The organism is Enterococcus sp. HMSC076E04, from assembly GCF_001814285.1.
In the GTDB taxonomy this organism is placed as follows: domain Bacteria; phylum Bacillota; class Bacilli; order Lactobacillales; family Enterococcaceae; genus Enterococcus_B; species Enterococcus_B lactis.
This window is the reverse complement of sequence record NZ_KV815578.1, coordinates 55,724-73,789: the sequence shown is the minus strand read 5'-3', so window position 1 is coordinate 73,789 and position 18,066 is coordinate 55,724. Positions and strand designations below refer to the sequence as shown.

The 18,066-nt window shown below is 38.3% G+C and carries 15 protein-coding genes; 2 read left to right on the top strand and 13 right to left on the bottom strand.

The window, feature by feature from the left end; genetic code table 11:
- Nucleotides 1-26 precede the first annotated feature (26 nt).
- A complete protein-coding gene (locus tag HMPREF2961_RS03395) occupies nt 27-1,886 on the bottom strand; it encodes an LTA synthase family protein (protein WP_002291465.1) in 1,860 nt (619 codons plus the stop codon).
- On the opposite strand from HMPREF2961_RS03395, the gene HMPREF2961_RS15640 reads away from it, so the two are divergent.
- Complete coding sequence (locus HMPREF2961_RS15640; RefSeq protein WP_002291464.1) at nt 1,887-2,009, top strand: hypothetical protein; 123 nt, start codon at nt 1,887-1,889, stop codon at nt 2,007-2,009.
- Here the strand turns inward: HMPREF2961_RS15640 and HMPREF2961_RS03390 are convergent.
- The 4 genes from HMPREF2961_RS03390 to HMPREF2961_RS03375 form a co-directional block, all read right to left on the bottom strand.
- A complete protein-coding gene (locus tag HMPREF2961_RS03390) occupies nt 2,004-3,164 on the bottom strand; it encodes an NAD(P)-dependent oxidoreductase (RefSeq protein WP_070703959.1) in 1,161 nt (386 codons plus the stop codon). The two genes, HMPREF2961_RS15640 and HMPREF2961_RS03390, sit on opposite strands and share 6 nt — an antisense overlap.
- Before the next feature lie 307 nt (nt 3,165-3,471).
- Nucleotides 3,472-4,896, bottom strand: coding sequence for an L-arabinose isomerase (gene araA / locus HMPREF2961_RS03385; RefSeq protein ID WP_002315722.1), 1,425 nt, complete (start codon nt 4,894-4,896; stop codon nt 3,472-3,474).
- A 15-nt stretch (nt 4,897-4,911) separates the two neighbouring features.
- Complete coding sequence (locus tag HMPREF2961_RS03380; RefSeq protein WP_025477317.1) at nt 4,912-5,610, bottom strand: L-ribulose-5-phosphate 4-epimerase; 699 nt, start codon at nt 5,608-5,610, stop codon at nt 4,912-4,914.
- Nucleotides 5,567-7,228: a xylulokinase gene (locus HMPREF2961_RS03375; RefSeq protein WP_002315720.1), complete on the bottom strand. Its 1,662-nt coding sequence runs from the start codon at nt 7,226-7,228 to the stop codon at nt 5,567-5,569. The genes HMPREF2961_RS03380 and HMPREF2961_RS03375 overlap by 44 nt, the downstream gene beginning before the upstream one ends.
- A 218-nt stretch (nt 7,229-7,446) precedes the next feature.
- Here HMPREF2961_RS03375 and HMPREF2961_RS03370 point away from each other — a divergent pair, with 218 nt between their 5' ends.
- A complete protein-coding gene (locus HMPREF2961_RS03370) occupies nt 7,447-8,847 on the top strand; it encodes a sugar porter family MFS transporter (protein WP_070703957.1) in 1,401 nt (466 codons plus the stop codon).
- Between the two features lie 157 nt (nt 8,848-9,004).
- Here HMPREF2961_RS03370 and HMPREF2961_RS03365 read toward each other — a convergent pair whose 3' ends face one another.
- The 8 genes from HMPREF2961_RS03365 to HMPREF2961_RS03330 all read right to left on the bottom strand — a co-directional run bounded on the left by HMPREF2961_RS03365 (nt 9,005) and on the right by HMPREF2961_RS03330 (nt 17,969).
- Nucleotides 9,005-10,084, bottom strand: coding sequence for a GntR family transcriptional regulator (locus tag HMPREF2961_RS03365; protein WP_002315719.1), 1,080 nt, complete (start codon nt 10,082-10,084; stop codon nt 9,005-9,007).
- 85 nt (nt 10,085-10,169) lie between these two features.
- Nucleotides 10,170-11,129 carry a glycoside hydrolase family 43 protein gene (locus HMPREF2961_RS03360; RefSeq protein WP_025477315.1) on the bottom strand — a complete coding sequence of 320 codons (960 nt, stop codon included), beginning with the start codon at nt 11,127-11,129 and terminating at the stop codon, nt 10,170-10,172.
- Nucleotides 11,130-11,140: 11 nt separating this feature from the next.
- Nucleotides 11,141-12,652 (bottom strand): alpha-N-arabinofuranosidase, encoded by a 1,512-nt coding sequence (locus tag HMPREF2961_RS03355; RefSeq protein WP_174126263.1) that lies wholly within the window; start codon nt 12,650-12,652, stop codon nt 11,141-11,143.
- A 21-nt stretch (nt 12,653-12,673) separates the two neighbouring features.
- Nucleotides 12,674-13,237, bottom strand: coding sequence for a DUF624 domain-containing protein (locus HMPREF2961_RS03350; protein ID WP_025477314.1), 564 nt, complete (start codon nt 13,235-13,237; stop codon nt 12,674-12,676).
- Between the two features lie 5 nt (nt 13,238-13,242).
- Nucleotides 13,243-14,106, bottom strand: a complete 864-nt coding sequence (locus HMPREF2961_RS03345) for a carbohydrate ABC transporter permease (protein ID WP_002310062.1) — start codon at nt 14,104-14,106, stop codon at nt 13,243-13,245.
- Between the two features lie 13 nt (nt 14,107-14,119).
- The gene (locus tag HMPREF2961_RS03340; RefSeq protein WP_070703953.1) at nt 14,120-15,016 is read right to left on the bottom strand and encodes a carbohydrate ABC transporter permease; all 897 of its coding nucleotides are present in this window, start codon (nt 15,014-15,016) and stop codon (nt 14,120-14,122) included.
- 174 nt (nt 15,017-15,190) lie between these two features.
- Nucleotides 15,191-16,480: an ABC transporter substrate-binding protein gene (locus HMPREF2961_RS03335; RefSeq protein WP_002315714.1), complete on the bottom strand. Its 1,290-nt coding sequence runs from the start codon at nt 16,478-16,480 to the stop codon at nt 15,191-15,193.
- Nucleotides 16,452-17,969, bottom strand: a complete 1,518-nt coding sequence (locus HMPREF2961_RS03330; protein WP_070703951.1) for an arabinosylfuranosidase ArfA — start codon at nt 17,967-17,969, stop codon at nt 16,452-16,454. The genes HMPREF2961_RS03335 and HMPREF2961_RS03330 overlap by 29 nt, the downstream gene beginning before the upstream one ends.
- Nucleotides 17,970-18,066: the final 97 nt, after the last annotated feature.

The following is an 18,066-nucleotide window of genomic DNA, read 5'->3' as shown; positions in this document are numbered from 1 at the left end:
AATGGTTTCTATACAGCTCGCCATTCTTATTCGTGCTCAAAGAAACCATCTGCTAAACTATATTGTTTCCCTGCGACAATGTCATATTGGATCAATTGATATTCGTCGTAAATCTCTTGTTGCGAGCGATTGAATTGCGCTTCTTTATACCACTGTCCGTTTTGATAGTACAGTTCTCGTTCAAACGCCGGAAGTTCTTGTTCTAATGATAAAAGCAGCTGATAAAAGCCATTCGTTGTCTGATTCGTCTGTTCCATTAGATTCGCTGCAAAATAAAAAGGACTGGTGATTGCATCTTGAGTCGTTTGCTTTTCTAATTTCCCTTTACTGTCAAACATCAAGAATTGTGTTTCATGTAATGTTTGTTTATCATTTTTGGCTTGGATGGTATCTGAATAGATTCCTGGCAGATGATCCCCCCAAAAAACAACTAGTGTCCTTCTAGAAAGATTCTTCAATTCTTCCGTGAATTGCTTCAGTGCCGCGCTGCTATAGGAAATATCTTGCAGATAATTCTCTAAGTCAAGCGTCCCACTTCCATCTGAAATTTCTGCAGAATAGCCCAGTCTATCATACTTTCCATTGTAAGGCATATGTGTCTGCATCGTGACTAAATGAATGAACTGAGGTGCTTTTTCTTCCTTGAGAAGTGTCATTACTTCTTTGTAAGCTGACTCATCAGAAATATATGGATTATTCTCTATCGTATCCGTATAGGTCATCGTACGCTCGCTGATGAACTGGTCAAATCCTAATGTCTGATAAACATCCTCTCTTTTATACATCGAAGTATTGTATGGATGGATCGCTGTCGTCTGGTATGATTGTGCGTTTAACGCTGAAACGATAGAAGGAAGCTGATCCATTTTTGGTACAAGCATCGTGTAAGGGGTGGTGAGTTGCGCATTAAATAACGCCATAGAAAAACCAGTCAATGCTTCGAATTCGATATTTGCTGTTCCACCGCCATAGTTTTGAGAAAGCATATTGCCACTATATGTTTGATCAGCTACTTCATAATAATCTGCCAATGGCTCACCAGATACTTCTACGCCGTTTAATCGACTAGGATCTGAGAAACTTTCACTCATCACGAACACGATGTTCGGCGACTCTTCCTCTACAGCTTTATTTTTTTCATCTGCTAGCTTCTGGTATTTTTCAGTGATTTCTTTGATCTTTGCTTTCGAATATCCTTCAGGTTCATCCATTGGTTCTACCTTCAGATTGTACAAAAAACCACCGATAAAACCAGTGTTATAGTAGTTCATTTTCTGACTGTAAGGTATCCATAGTGCCGTTTTATTATATGCTTTTCGCAACAAATTATCGGGATTGTTGAAATTACTGATATACCCTAGTAGTCCAATTGCCACAAGCAGTGTCGTTAATCGGATCAATTGGAATCGCCTTCCTTTTTTCAGGCTTCGAAACATGTACCAGCAAAACAATCCTAGCACGGTTCCTGCGGCAGCTAAGATCACTGTAAACAGCATAGTGCCGGTCATATCTTTCAGCAATCCGATTTCAGTGATCATCTTCAAATCGTCTGGATAAATCGGTTCTTGCCGATAACTCATTTTCATATAATTTGCAAAACCTAACACACCGATGGTTACGACATACGTAAGGGAACCTAAAGGGACAGATCCTGCTAGTGCAATCAGAAAAATAAGAATGATCAGCAAGACGAGACAGGCTAAGAAGAATTTTTCCGTATGCCAAGAAAAAGCAAATTTCAACGCAAGGTCTACGGATAGATCATTTTGACACCATTGCAAAAACAAATTACTAAAAACAACAAGAAAAAAGATACTGATGATCGTTGCTGTTCCTTTTAAAATCTTTTTCTGTTTGGTTGAAAGTCTGCTTATATATCTTTTCAAATGCTTGCTCCTTCATTTCTATCAACAAAAGAATGTTGTTTCTCTTATTTTAGTTGTACGAAATTCGAAAGTAAAGAACGGAAAGAAGAATTAATGAAATCCAAATATTCTCTTGCTTTATGACCTTTCTGGTTTCTTTAATAAGCGGACTTTTCGTACTCCAGAAATTTTTTCTAGCTGTTGTTTCACTTGATTGAGCTGTTCAAAATCAGTACTGTCTATGTCAATCAATATGTAGACATGCTCATTCTTATGGTTACGCGATATATCTGCGATCGCTAGCTCGTTCTCATTCAGCAGAGAAAATATCTCTGCTAATATATTGGTTTTCTTTTGATAAAATATAGTGAATCGAAACGGCGCTTGGAAAAACATTCGTGCGGATGGATAATTGACCGCTTCTCTAACCGTACCGAACAAAAGATAATCTTTTAAGGCTTCAACTGCCAAACGTCCGCTGTCTGCCAAAGCTTCCTGAGTCGATCCCCCTAGATGAGGCAACATAAGTATACGGTCATTTTCTAAGAACTCTTCTTCTGGGAAATCAGTCACGTATTTGGCCAGATGTTGTTTTTCCAATGCTTGCATAACAGCATATTTATCAACGATTTCACTTCTTCCTACATTGATAAGTACAGCATCTTTTTTCATTTTTTCTATATTCACCTGATCGATCATTCCTTTTGTATCTTCTGTCAATGGCAGCATGACTACGATGTAATCCGAGGCAGAAAGAACTGTTTCTAAATCTACTTGCCGAACATAATCCAACTGGGCATCGCGGATAGAATAACCCAAGACATCCATCCCTAAGCCATAGCAACTTAGCGCTACTTTTGTACCTATCGCGCCAAGACCAAGAAGGCCAATGGTTTTGCCTTGCAACTCTCGTCCCACATAAGCACTTCTTTTGTTTTCTGCCTGTTCTAAAATATTAGGACCTGTTAGTGTTTGTACCATACGACTTGCTTCGATTATCGGACGGGAAGATAAGAGCAAACAGCACAAAACAAGCTCTTTTACTGCATTAGCATTTACACCTGGTGTATTCATGACGATCGTCCCGTTTTCAGAAGCTTTTTCAACGTTGATCGTGTTCACCCCAACACCAGCTCTTGAAATTGCTAGCAAATCTGGTGTAAGCCATTCGTCTTTCACTTTCGTACTACGAATGACTATTCCTTCGGCTGGCAAATCATCTATTATTTTGAAATATTCCCCTTGTAACTTTTCTATCTCTTGTTCTGGAATAGCATCAATCAAATGAACGTGATACATAAAACCCCCTCCTTACTAACAAGTATCTCGAAATTTTTGCAATTAGACAACTGTTTACCATTTGACTTCCTAGAAACAAAAATAGCAGTTAGAGCAGAGTAGGCTTAGTGATAAAAATAAGGCCATGACAAGTTACTGCCATAAGCCTTATTTTTGAGAGCAAAATATTGTGGGTGAGATTTCTTGATAAATGGTGTTCAGTTAGCTGACATTGATAATAAGCCAAAATTTCAAAAATAGTTGAAAAGCAAATTTCGTCAATCTCTTCTTATTTCTTAAAACTAAGTGGCTTTTTCACAACCTCTTTTTATCTAATAACAACTGTTTCCAACTCAAATAATTTTGCCCATGTTTCAATTTGATCTGTTGTTAGATTTAGCGAGACAACGGTATGATGACCGCCACCTGCCTGAATCCATGAATGGACACCTTCATGGAAATTCGGTTTAGTTTTCCATAACACACGTGCAACAGGCAAGTTAGGTGCTTCAGTCGTTGGTTCAAAGGCTTCTACTTCATTGATCAGCAGTTTATAATGCGTACCGAAATCTGCCATCGATACGACTACCCCTTCTCCTGCTTTCCCATCAAATACAAGACGCGCCGGATCTTCTCTATCTCCCATTGATAAAGGAGAAACAACGATTCTTGGTTTCGTCGCAGCAAGCGTCGGATCTACTTCCATCATATGGGATTCCAAGATTGCTTCTTGGCCACTAGCTAGCTCGTAAGTATAATCTTCCATGAATCCTGTATCTTTTCCTCGAGCCATGATTTTCAGCAACCGATCAATCGCTGCAGTTTTCCAGTCGCCTTCCCCAGCAAAACCGTATCCTTCTGCCATCAAACGTTGTACAGCTAGTCCGGGCAGTTGTTTCATTCCATAAAGGTCTTCAAAATTAGTCGTAAAAGCGTTATAGCCTCCTTCTTCTAAGAAACGGCGAATACCGATTTCCTGCTGAGCTTGTACTTTTACATGTTCTTCCCATGTCTTTTCTTCATAATCACCATAGTCGAAGGTATACAATTCCTTGTACTCTTCAAATAATTGTTCGACTTCTTCGTCTGACACGCGATCGATTACTTGTACAAGATCTCCGATACCAAAATAATCAACAGTCCATCCAAATTGAATCTGTGCTTCCACTTTGTCTCCTTCTGTGACACCCACGTTTCTCATGTTGTCACCAAAACGAGCCACTTTTATTCCAAAACTTTCATTATAGGCTACTGCAACATCCATCCAATCAGCAATCTCTTTTTGGATCTCAGGTCGTTTCCAGTAGCCAACGACGATTTTATTTTGTTTATTTAATCGAGCATTGATGAACCCATATTCGCGGTCGCCATGAGCGGATTGATTTAAATTCATGAAATCCATATCGATCGTTTTCCAAGGAATGCTTTCGTTATATTGCGTAGCTAAATGAAGCAATGGTTTTTGTAGAAGCTTTGTCCCATGGATCCACATTTTTGCTGGTGAGAAAGTATGCATCCAAGTGATCACACCTGCTACTTCTTCTCGATAATTGACCTCTTTCATGATTTTTGTGATCGTATCAGCAGTAACTGCTAATTCTTGAAGGCGGATAGGATAAGGCAATTGGCCATTTTCATTCAGTTCATCGACCATTTCTTGTGCATGTTTCTTTACTTCTCGCAGTGCTTCTTCCCCATATAAATGCTGTGATCCTACAACAAACCAAAATTCTTTTTCTCCAATATTCAACATAATTAGCCACTCCTTTTATTTGTTTTGTCCGTAATACGCATTTTTTCCGTGTTTTCGTAAATAATGTTTATCTAAAATCCGTTGAGGCAGCTCTTCTGAAAATGAATTGAGCTGTCTGGTAAATAAATTCATCTTGCATACTTCATCTAGTACGACTGCGTTCATTACCGCACTTTGCGCATCTTTCCCCCAAGTAAATGGACCGTGTCCGTGTAAAAGTACCCCTGGAATTGCTAAGGGATCAATTTTGCGTTCTTTGAATGTTTCTATGATAACTTTTCCTGTTTCATATTCGTATCCGCTGTCGATTTCCTGTTGTGTCAAAAATCGAGCACAAGGTACCGATCCATAAAAAGTATCTGCATGCGTCGTCCCCATCGCAGGAACATCCAATCCTGCTTGTGCCCAGATCGTCGCCCATGTCGAGTGAGTATGGACGATTCCTCCGATTTGAGGAAATGAACGATATAAAACAGCATGAGTAGGCGTATCCGAAGAGGGATTGAGTTTACCTTCAATGATATGATTGTCCAAGTCCACAACGACCATGTCGTCTGCTGTCATCTCTTCATAGCTGAGCCCGCTAGGTTTGATAACGAAATATCGTGTATCAGGATCAAAAGCGCTCACATTTCCCCATGTATATTTGACAAGTCCGTGTTTAGGCAAGTCAAGATTTGCTTGATACACTTCTTCTTTCAGTTGTTCCAGCATTTTCTATCACTCCTTTTTCTTGCAATTGATGAATCGCTGTTTTTTCAATGTCGATCCCCTCACGGTAACGACTCATAAATATCTGATAGCCTGCTATTTCTTCTGCTGAAGGTGTGATGGTGATTCCTTGGTCTTGTCCAAACACGTCTTCTGCCAAGAAGTTTTCTAAAGATTTCCCGTGTCGATACATCATATAGGCTGCTAATAACGCGATCCCCCACGCTCCACCTTCTCCGGCTGTGTCCATCACTGTAACTGGCGCCTCCATAGCAGATGCTAGAATCCGCTGTCCAACTTCTGGTGTTTTAAAAATCCCCCCATGCCCCACTAAACGATCAATTTGGACATCCTCAGATTTCAATATATCCATTCCGATTCTCATTGCGCCAAAAGCACTGGCTAAATGGATCCGCATGAAATTCGCTAAATCAAAACGGCTACCTGGTGTACGTACAAATAATGGCCTTCCTTCATTTACTCCTGTAATGTTTTCACCGGAAAAATAACCATAAGAAAGTAATCCCCCGCAATCCGTATCGCCTTCTAGCGCTTTGTTGAATAATACCGTGAATAATTTATCTCTGCTTATCTCCATACCCAAAGAATTGGTAAATTCTTCAAAAATATTGACCCAAGCATTGATATCCGAAGAGCAGTTATTCGTATGAACCATACCTACTAGTTCTCCTGAAGGTGTAGTGACCATGTCGATTTCCGGATGGACATTTTCTAGTTCTTTTTCTAATACGATCATAGCGAAGGCGGAAGTACCAGCCGAAATGTTCCCTGTCCGTTTGGCTACACTGTTCGTAGCGACCATACCGGTTCCTGCATCTCCTTCTGGCGGACAAATCGGGATTCCTGGCTTCAGGTTTCCCGTAGGGTCGATCAGATAAGCCCCTGATTCGCTCAACTTGCCAGCTTCTTCTCCTGCTACTAGAACTTTAGGCAAAATGTGATCCAAATCAATCGCTATACGCTCTTTTTCGATTAATTGACCAAAAATATTTTTCATTTCTTGATGGTAGGTTTTCGTTGAAGGATCGATAGGAAACATGCCTGATGCATCTCCTACGCCTAGTACTTTCTCACCAGTAAGCTGCCAATGAACATACCCTGCAAGCGTTGTCAAAAAATCAATTTCTCTCACATGTTCTTCTTTATTCAAGATAGCTTGATACAAATGAGCGATACTCCATCTCTGCGGAATATTGTATTGAAATTTTTCCGTTAATATTCGTTCTGCTTCTTCAGTGATTGTATTTCGCCAAGTACGAAATGGTACTAGTAACTGTTCCTTGCTATCAAATGCTAGATAACCGTGCATCATTGCACTGAACCCAATCGACCCGATCGTTGTAAGATTCTCGCCATAGATTTCGAATACTTCTGCTGCCATTTTTCGGTAACTGACGCGCAGTCCTTTCCAAATATCTTCTAATGAATAGGTCCAGATACCATTTTCTAGTTTGTTTTCCCACTCATAACTACCAGCGGCAATAGGAGTAAAAGATGAATCAATCAATACAGCTTTGATCCTAGTTGATCCAAACTCAATTCCTAAAGATGTACGACCATCTATGACATCTAACATACTTTGCGCATTTACTTCCTTCATAATGATTTAACTCCCTCCTTCTCGTCAAACCTGATCAAACCGTCTTTTTTAGTAGCGCTTACAATGATTATTGTATACTTTTGTACGTACATGTCAAGTGGTTATTTTCAAGAATATAATAAAAAACGCTTGTTTTGTACGTACATAAGTTATAGAATGAAATTGCTTACAAAATCTGATCAACCGCCTTCTCGAAATTCTAGAAGGAGAGAATACTTATGAAAAAAGAAAAAAAAGTTTCCTCATCGTTTATTTATTTTTTTGGCGCATTTGGCGGCATTCTATTTGGATATGATATTGGTGTTATGACCGGCGCTTTACCTTTTTTACAACATGATTGGGGTTTGGCGGGTAAGGCTTCTTTGATAGGATGGATCACGTCTTCGGTCATGTTAGGTGCGATCCTTGGTGGCTCTTTATCTGGTCTTCTTTCTGATAAGCTTGGACGACGAAAAATGATTCTTCTTTCTGCACTTATTTTTATGGCTGGTTCTGTCCTTTCTGCATCTGCCCCTCACAATGGTTCTTATTTTCTGATTGCAGCAAGGATTCTTCTAGGTTTAGCTGTTGGCGCTGCATCTGCCCTAGTTCCTGCTTATATGTCTGAAATGGCTCCTGCTAGACTAAGGGGAAGATTGTCAGGGATCAATCAAGTGATGATTGCTTCTGGCATGCTCCTTTCCTATGTTGCAGATTATTTGCTAAAAGGGTTACCTGAAACGATGGCTTGGCGCGTGATGTTAGGACTCGCTGCTGTCCCTGCACTGTTTTTATTTTTCGGCGTTTTAGCTCTACCAGAGTCACCGCGTTTTCTTGTGCAATCTGGTCGCTTGGAAGAGGCAAAAAGAGTATTGAACTATATTCGGACACCAAACGAAGCTGAACAGGAATTCGAACAAATCCAGCTGAATGTCAAACAAGAAAAGACAACCGTAACTTCTTGGCATACTTTATTTTTAGAAAAGTATCGTTCGTTAGTTATTGCCGGTATTGGTGTAGCAGTATTCCAGCAATTTCAAGGAGCTAATGCTATTTTTTACTATATTCCACTGATCGTAGAAAAAGCGACTGGGCATGCAGCGAGCGATGCATTGATGTGGCCGATCATCCAAGGAATCATTTTAGTTGCTGGTTCTTTGCTCTTTTTGGTTATTGCAGACAAGTTCAATCGGCGAACTTTATTGAAAATAGGCGGTAGCGTGATGGGACTTTCTTTCATCCTACCAGCTGTTTTAGGAACTGTACTGGATGCTCATACAAATTCGTTGTTGATTCTCTTGTTTTTATGTATTTATGTCGCATTTTATTCTTGCACATGGGCTCCACTGACATGGGTAATCGTAGGCGAAATATTCCCACTAGCTGTCCGCGGGCGAGCATCTGGCCTGGCCTCTTCTTTCAATTGGATTGGTTCTTTCCTAGTCGGCTTGCTTTTTCCTGTGATGACTGCTTCTATGTCTCAAGAAATCGTTTTCGGTATTTTTGGGATCATCTGCTTTTTAGGGGTTTTATTTATTCAAGAGATCGTACCAGAGACTCGTGGGAAATCTTTAGAGGAAATCGAACAAAGTGCATCTAAAAAAACTTATCCTAAACGTATTTCTATCCATCATTCTTAAAGAGGTTGTGACAGAAGTAGGCAACTTCAAGAAACAAGAGGAGCCGCTTAGTTCCGAGTCACAAGGAACAAGTTCAAAACACAGTTTCTCATGTTTGATGATTTTTGCCACAGTCTCAAATTGATATAAAAAATAAGAGGCGGTAAAAACCCGTCTCTTATTTTTCGTTTTCTTTTACTGTTTCCCGTTCAACTAGTACAGGCTCATAAAGAATATTCGGCTGTGCCTGTCCTTTTTCAATCGTTGTGACGATCCACCGTGCGGCATCTTGTCCCAACTTTTCTTTTGGATGCGTCAATGTTGTCAATTTTTTATTTCCTAAATGGCTTAAAGAAGAATCGTCTGTTCCTACGATCGATAGGTCATCTGGAATTTGATAACCATTTTCTGTCAGCTTATCTAGCAATAAACTAGCTATTTGATCGTTATAGCAAATGATGCCATCTAAAGCTTGTTCTTCTTTCAACCGTTGTACTGTTTTTTCAGCGATCGTTTCTCGTGTTTCCGTGGTGAAAGTAATGATATCTTCTGTCAAAAATCGCACATTATACTGTTCACACGCGCTGATAAAACCTTTCATCCTGTATTTTCCTTGAAGATCGTCGATTTTTGTAATGAACAACAGACGTTGATGTCCTTTTTTTATCAAATATTCTGCTGCCATAAAACCGACTTTCACATCATCTAAACAAATATAAGAGGCATTTAACTCTTCATAAGCAGCATTGATCATCACCATCGGAATGCCTTGTTCTCTCAAAGCAACATAAAGTGCTAAGTTTGGATTATACTGATTACTTTTCGTAGGCTCAACGATCAAACCATCTACCCCATAAGCAATCATTTTCTTCAAACACTCTTTCTCCAATTCGTGATCGTTATTCGTACTGGCTAAAAGCAATGAATACCCAGATTCTCGTAATTCATTTTCGATTCCTCGGATAATCGACGGAAAAATATAATCAGAGAGATATGTGGTGATGACACCGATCGTTTTTGTTCTGTTCAATGGTGCTTTTTCTGTCTTATAGCTGTCATCTACATATGTGCCCGATCCTTTTTCTTTACGCAGATAGCCCTCATTTACCAACACAGCGATTGCTTGCCGAATCGTATGTCTGCTGACGTCATATATTTCTTGCAGCTTGAATTCTGAGGGAATGGTTGTATTTACTTCGTATTCCTCATGAAGAATCTTTTGTTTTATTTCTTCTGCAATATCTTGATATTTTGCCATTTACCTTGCCCCTTTTTATTTGTACGTACATATATCATAACGAGTCTGCAAGGTTTATTCAAGCAAAAATCAAGGTTTCTTGTTCTCATAAGTCATACGGTACAGGTTCACCAAATTCTGGAAATCCTTGCTCATTCCACGTAAAGCATTGCGCGTTCGCGTGCCGATTGGGATTGTCTAATGGATCCCCTTTTTGGTTCTTCTCTGGTCGAGCATGATAAATCAAAATATCAAAGCATCCATCTTCTGAAATCGTAAACGAGTTGTGACCAGGCCCCAATTGCTTATTTTTTTCAGAAGAAACGAATACTGGCTCCGATAATTTATGCCATGATTCATTTAATAAAAGATTCTTGTGCTCATCAGCCCACAGCAGACCTATGGCATAGTTTTCATCCGTTGCACTACCAGAATACGTAATGAATATTTTCCCATTACGAGTAAGGACTGCTGGACCTTCATTTACTGAAAAACCCCGTTTTTCCCATTCATACTCAGGTATAGAAAGGAGGAGTTGCTCTCCCTTTAACGTCCAAGGATTAGCCATTTCGGATAGATAAAGATTAGAATTCCCAGCAATTTCAGGATCTTGTTGAGCCCACACGTAATATAGCTTTCCCTGAGAAGAGAAAGTTGTTCCATCTAAACTGAAAGTTTCCCTTTTCGTTTTTATTTGTCCCTTTTCTATCCAATCTGTATTCATTGGATCCATATGCTGATTTTCAAGTACGAACATGCGGTGATGATGGGATTCATCACGTATGGTTTTATGATTGCTTGCAGCAAAGTAAATGTACCATTTTCCATTGATATAATGGACTTCAGGTGCCCAGATCAATTCACTCATCGGTCCTTCTTCATGAGCCTGCCATACAATCAGGCTTTCAGCATGTTCTAATTCATTCAGTGACTTTGCCCTTCTTAATTCAATCACTTGGTAGCCGGGAACCGATCCTGTAAAATAATAATAACCATCTGTATGTTTATATACCCAAGGATCTGCCCGTTGCTGAACGATAGGATTATTATAAAGTGTCTTCATCATAACAAATTTCCTCACATTTTCTTTATTCTAATTACATTCCAAGAGTATTTTTCTATCCCTACATTTAACTCGTCATGTTTTTCTATTGAAAAATAGTTTATTTCAGGTTTTATCTTTTCTGGTTCTTCACGTGTATTTTTGTCCAATAGATCACTACTGGTCAATGTGTAGTGCTCTCCTTGATCTAGCAAATTAAAATCATGTTCAATCATTACATTTTGTTGTTCATTAGTGCGATTGATCAAGAAAATAGTCAGTTGATTGCCGTTATCTACGACCACACTGTCTACATAAGGAACTTTTTTTATCTTTTCACAATCATAAACAGGGCAAATGATTTGTTGTTCCAATACTTGACCTTTAGCATATTTCGATAAGTGTTGCATCACATAATAAGTTGGATTCTTCCATGCTTGGCCTTTAGCATCTGTCAGTATTAAAGGTATTGTGTTTACTAACAATGATTGACAACTAATCTTTACGCGATCTGCATGTCGTAAAATAGCCAATCCTAATGAACCAAATAATAATGTATCCTCCATAGTAAAGTAACACCAATCAATGGGACTACCGATTTCAAAATCCCTGTGTCTTTTTTCCGGTTGGGCATGTACGTTCCATTCATCGAACGCTAGATACATTGTTTTCTCACTTCTCAAATATCCTTTTACATAATCACAAGTAGCAACGATTTCTTCAATTTGACGATCGAATCGATAAGCTTTTGCCAGGTATGTCGCTGTATCATCACGCTCATTTTTAGGAGGTTTAGTCAAGTCTTCTTCATCATACTTGTCATTATAGTTATGCAAAGCTAAATAATCTACGTTCTCATATGCTTCTTCTAATGCGATACGATCCCATTTAGGGTACGATGGTAAACGTGGCGTAGAGCTTCCAACTAAGATTGTTTCAATTGAATCATCTACTAACTTCATGACTTTCGAGGCTTCATTTGCTAACCTACCATATTCATAAGCACTCTTAGCACCCACTTGCCATGGCCCATCTAGCTCATTCCCTAAACACCATAATTTAACGCCAAAAGGTTTTTTTTGCCCGTTTTTTATTCTCAAATCACTCCAGAAGGTTCCTTTTGGAAAATTACAATATTCTACTAAATTTTTTGCTTCATCGATGCCTTTTGTTCCTAAATTCACTGTGAATATCGGTTCCGCTTGTACATGACTGATCCATTTAAAAAATTCGTGGATTCCAAAAGAATTTGGTTCTATACCTCGCCATGCTAAATCAATCTTTTTCGGTCGCTGTTCTTTCCTACCTATAGTATCCAACCAATCATAACCAGATGTAAAGTTCCCTCCAGGATAGCGAATGACACCTAATTCCAATTCCTTTACATAAGAGAGGACATCTTGTCTAAACCCGTCACCATCAGCTGTTTCATGGCTCGGTTCATAAATACCTGTATAGACGACACTTCCCATATGTTCAACAAATGAGCCAAACAGCCGAGAACTGATCTCTCCTACTGTAAAATCCTCTCTGATTTTTACTTTTATTTCTTCGTCCAACAGCTTTCCCTACCTTTCATTTCCTATAGTCAAGATAATAGATACAAGTTTCCATACGCCACCAGCAAAGATAAAAATAAACGGAGGAAAAAGAAATATGAGTAGTACAAAACCTAATAACAAAGCGCAACAAAGAATATTTCTCAAAAAATCAAAAAATACTTTCCATGTACTTTGTTCAAAAATTTGTAGAAACGAAGTATCTTTATTTTCAGAAATCACATATACCCAGGATAAAAGAAACATGGAATAAATAAGTGCAACTACATATCCACTAATTGAAAGTCCGATTGTCTGTTCTTCTAATAATTGATTAACAAGAAAATAAATAACGGTCGTTAACATACTAAGGAACAAGTTCTTACCAAAATGTTGCTTTATTCCTTGAAAGAAAAAATAAATGATGTGTCCTGATCCCTTACCTTTCCATTGCGCCATTACATAAAAAACAGCACATGTAGCAGGCACGATAGTAATAACCGGCAAACACACGATTACCCAGAGAATTCCTAATAAGATGTGATCAGAAACCACAATCAACTGTCCATAAAATTTTGTCTCAACTATTTTCATCTTCCTCACTCTTTCATTCCAGACATAGCTGTTCCTTGAACAAAATATTTCTGTGCAAAAATATAAACCACTAGTAATGGCAACATTGAAATAACAGTTCCAGCCATTACAGGTCCATAGAAAGAAATGTTCTGCCCCGTAAATAAAGCTAGCCCTGCTGGTAAAGTTCTCATTTTTGAACTACTTGTCAATATCAATGGATAAAGCAGGTCATTCCAACTATTCATCAGCGTGAAAATCCCTAATGATAAAAGAGTAGGTTTGCTCAATGGCAACATGATTTTCAAAAAAATATTAAACTCACTTAGTCCATCAATGCGTGCTGCCTCTTCCAAAGAATCTGGTAAAGTGATAAAAAAGGAGCGCATCATGAAGATACCAAATGCAGTTGTCATACGAGGAATGATTAAACCTGCATAAGTATCAAGCATGCCAAGCAAATTGACTTCAATAAATAGAGGAATCATGAAGACTTGGAATGGGATCATCATTGTCAGTAAAACGAAATAGAACAAAACTGATTTCCCTTTGAAACGCATACGAGCAAATGCGTACCCCGCAAGAGAATCAAAGAATACAGAAGTAATCACTGTCCCTCCAGCAAAAATTACTGTATTTTTGATGTAATCTAATAAAGGGATCGTTGTCCAAACCTTAATATAGTTATCTAGGGTATAGCTGTCTGCAAATATTCTAGGCGGAAATGAGATAATGTCTTTTTCGTGTTTAAAAGAAGAAATAATCAGCCACAAAAAAGGAAAAGCAATAACAAACAATATAATTAGCATACTAATCGTTCGAATGATTTTTTTACCACTAACTGCTTTCCTCTTATTCACAGTAACTGTAATCGAGCTTTCTGGTGCCATACAGGTTTCCCTCCTATTTCATTTGTTTTTCTTTCCGTGACATGTACACATTAGTGGAGATAGCTATAGTTGCAACAATGATAAACAAAACCGAAGACAATGCTGATGCATAACCCAATTCATAAGGTGCTGTAAATCCTCGACTGTAAATATATTGAACAGCTGTTTCTGTCTTAAATTGTGGGCCACCAGCGGTTGCAACATATACTTGGTCAAACACTTGCATCAAACCAATCAGATTCGTTAAAACACAAAAACCTAAGGAGGGAACGATCTGAGGTAGTGTGATGTTAAAAAACTGCTGCCGATTTGTTGCACCATCCATTTGAGCAGATTCATACAAAGAGGGAGAGATTCCCTGAATAGCAGTCAAGAGAATCGTCATAGTAACACCAAAATTCTTCCAAACAGTCATGATGGCTACAGTTGGCATGGCAAGAGTTGGATCGCGAAAAAATTGAGGAATCGGCAAGCCGACTTGTGAAAACAAGTAAGGAATCGCCCCTACATTCGGATCAAGTAACATAGAAAAAATAATCGCAATTGACGTCAATGAACAAATAACTGGAATGTAAAACGTTGAACGACAAAACCGATTGAATCTGGTATTTTTAGATAATGCTACTGCTGCTAATAAACCAACGATAATTTGTGTTGGCGTTTCAAGTACGGTAAAATATAAAGAATGAATCAACGAATTAACTGCTCGTTCATCACTAAATATACGTGTGAAATTTTCAAAACTTACAAAATTTCTTGATGTAAAGAAAATATTCAAATCTGTAAAACTAATAGCAAATGTTCCTAAAAGCGGTATGACAGTAAATAATAATAAAACTAAAAAAGATGGAGTCAAAAACAAATACGCAGCACGTTCAGGGCGATTCCAATATTTGGTAAATCCGTTCATATAGTCCACCTCATCTTTCATTTTGATAAAATATACGAGCTTGGTTTAATCGAATCTGAATAAGATATCCGAACGATCGCTGTGATTTCTGCAATAACACCTATCTGTAAACACTACATCGATCATTCAGATATCTGTATCTTGTTAACAGTCTATCCTATATAAAGGTCTGTACTATTTTTGCAATAATTGATTGATGGCATCATCTGCATCGTTCATGAGTGTCTCAGGGTCTTCTCCCGCTAATAATTTTTCAATCAATGGGTTGATGATATCGTTATTAATCGCAGAGATTTGGGTAAAACCTGGTAAATATGGCTCTGCATAGTCCATTTGTTTCGATAATTCAGAAACAATAGGATCATTTTTGACTTCTTCATCTTTTGCTACTGAATCCAAGTAGGCAGGAAACCCATTTTCGATACTCCATTTTTTACCAATTTCAGTTGTATTCCAATATTTCAAAAACTCATAGATAGCTTCTTTTTTATTATTATCTGTACTTGCCGGAATGGCATATCCTACGCCATCTAAAATAGCTGTTTTTTTGTCCAAGTCACTCCCTTGTGGTAAGGTAGTCACATTATAATCAATCTCGTTTGCTTTCAATCCGTTATTTAACCATGGCCCATTGATTTCAATGGCTAGTTGACCAGCATTCATTAAATTGTCCATTTCGGCGCCAGAAATCGATTCTGGGCCAGTCTTGTCTATATGAATCATTTTTTGGATTGCTTTTAACGTTTTAAGGTTCTCAGGAGAGGCAAATTCAGACTTAGTATAATCATCGTTCACTAATTTACCGCCATTTGCTAACATCCAGTTATATAATGGTGCAGTTCCATCCTTATTGAAGACAAAACCTGATACATTTTTACTACTATCAGTTAATTGTGGTGCCATTTCTGTCAATTCTTCCCAAGTAGTAGGTGGTTGTTCAGTGTCTAAACCAGCTTGTTTAAACAAATCATTATTCCAATACATATACATTCCTTGTACCTGCATGGGGACAAAATACTGTTTACCTTCTACTTGACCTAATTCAACAGCCGTTTCTTTAAAATCAGATTTATCTACTCCATCATATTCCCAGAAATCGTCTAATGGTTGTACCGCTCCGTTTTCTACATACTGTGCAAAATCTGGATAATTTAATGCAATAAAGTCAGGTGCCTTTTTAGAAGAAATCGCTGTAGGAAGTTTTTCATTCAAATTGGCCCAAGTCATGATATCCATTTCAATTTTGATGTTTTTATCATTTGTTTTATTAAATTCATTAACGATTTCTTGCAATATTTCCCCATCAGATGCAGTAAACCCATTCCAAAAAGTCAAAGTCACTTCTTTATCAGAATCAGATTCTGTTGAACTTCCGCCACCGCAAGCACCTAAAATACCTGTTGCAACTACCAATAAAGAGCCAATTAACCATTTTTTACCTTTCATTCTTTGTTCCTCCTTCATCTGATAAATGACATCTGACTACATTCCAAGATAGCGGTTTCAACAAACAATTGATTTTCCCATCTTCAGCTTTTACATTCGTTGAATGGCTTGGTTTTACTTGTTCACTTTTAGGAAGATTGGTTGCTTTCGTATCAAACCCACTCATTTCAGAAAAATCAATCACTCCTGCTACTGATAATTCAGACAAGCGAACAGTTAGATTCATTTCTTCTTCTCCACGGTTAACTGCAAATATGACAAGTTCTTTGTCATTTATTACTGCTACACTTTCTAAATACGGCACTTCTTCAAAATCTTCCGTCGCATAGTTTGCTGAATGAATTTGTGGGCTTAACACCTCTCCTTGTCCATACATAGCAGCTTGCATAAATGGATAATAAATCGTCTGTCTCCAAGCTTCTCCGTTTGTTTCTGTCCTGATTGGTGCAATAACATTTACCAATTGAGCAAGACAAGCTATCTTTACTCTGTCTGCATGTTTCAATAAAGTGATTAATAGACAGCCTAATAGTAATGCATCTTCAAAATTATAGTTATCTTCTAGTAAAGGAGGAGCAATCTGCCAAGGCGCTGCTTGCTCATCTTGTTCCGCTGAATGATACCAAATATTCCATTCATCAAAGGACAGGTTGATCTGCTTCTTACTATGTTTCTTCGCCTTGATTGTATCGCACATCGCTGTCACTTCAGAAATGAACCGATCCATGTCCAAGGAACGTGCAAGATAATGAGAAAGATCATTTTTTTGGTTGCCATAATATTGATGAAGAGACAAATAATCTATTTGATCATATGCTTGATCAAGGACTGTTAACTCCCAATCACCAAATGTAGGCATTTGCCGATTAGAACTTCCGCATAAAACCACCTCAATTGAATCATCTACGAGTTTCATCGCCTTAGCCGTTTCCGCTGCTAACCGTCCATATTCTTCTGCTGTTTTATGACCAATCTGCCAAGGACCGTCCATTTCATTCCCTAAACACCATGTCTTAATTCCAAAAGGGCTCTCTTGACCATTCGAACACCTTAAATCACTCCAATAAGTTCCTTTAGGAAAATTACAATATTCGACTAAATTGCGAGCTGCATCTACCCCACGAGTACCCAGATTGACAGCCATATTGATTTCGGCCCCTACATGCTGACACCAGTTATAAAATTCATGAATCCCAACTTCATTCGTTTCAATTGTCCGCCAAGCTAAATCCAACCTTTTGGGTCTACTTGCTATGGGACCAATACTGTCTTCCCAACGAAATCCTGACACAAAATTTCCACCAGGATATCTAATCATGGGAATGTTCAATTCTTTTACTAAGTGAATGACGTCTTGGCGAAATCCACTTTCATTAGCTGATGGATGATCTGGCTGATAAATCCCTTCATATACTGCTCGTCCCATATGTTCAATAAATGAACTATACAACCGCGGATCAACTTTGCCTACACGCTTGACACTACTAATCAACATTGTGGCTTCCATAACTGACCTCCTTTAATTTATACATGAATAATACACCTTGTTGAAAGCGTTGTCAATAATAAAAATGTTAAATCTATTTATTTTTATCCATTATAAT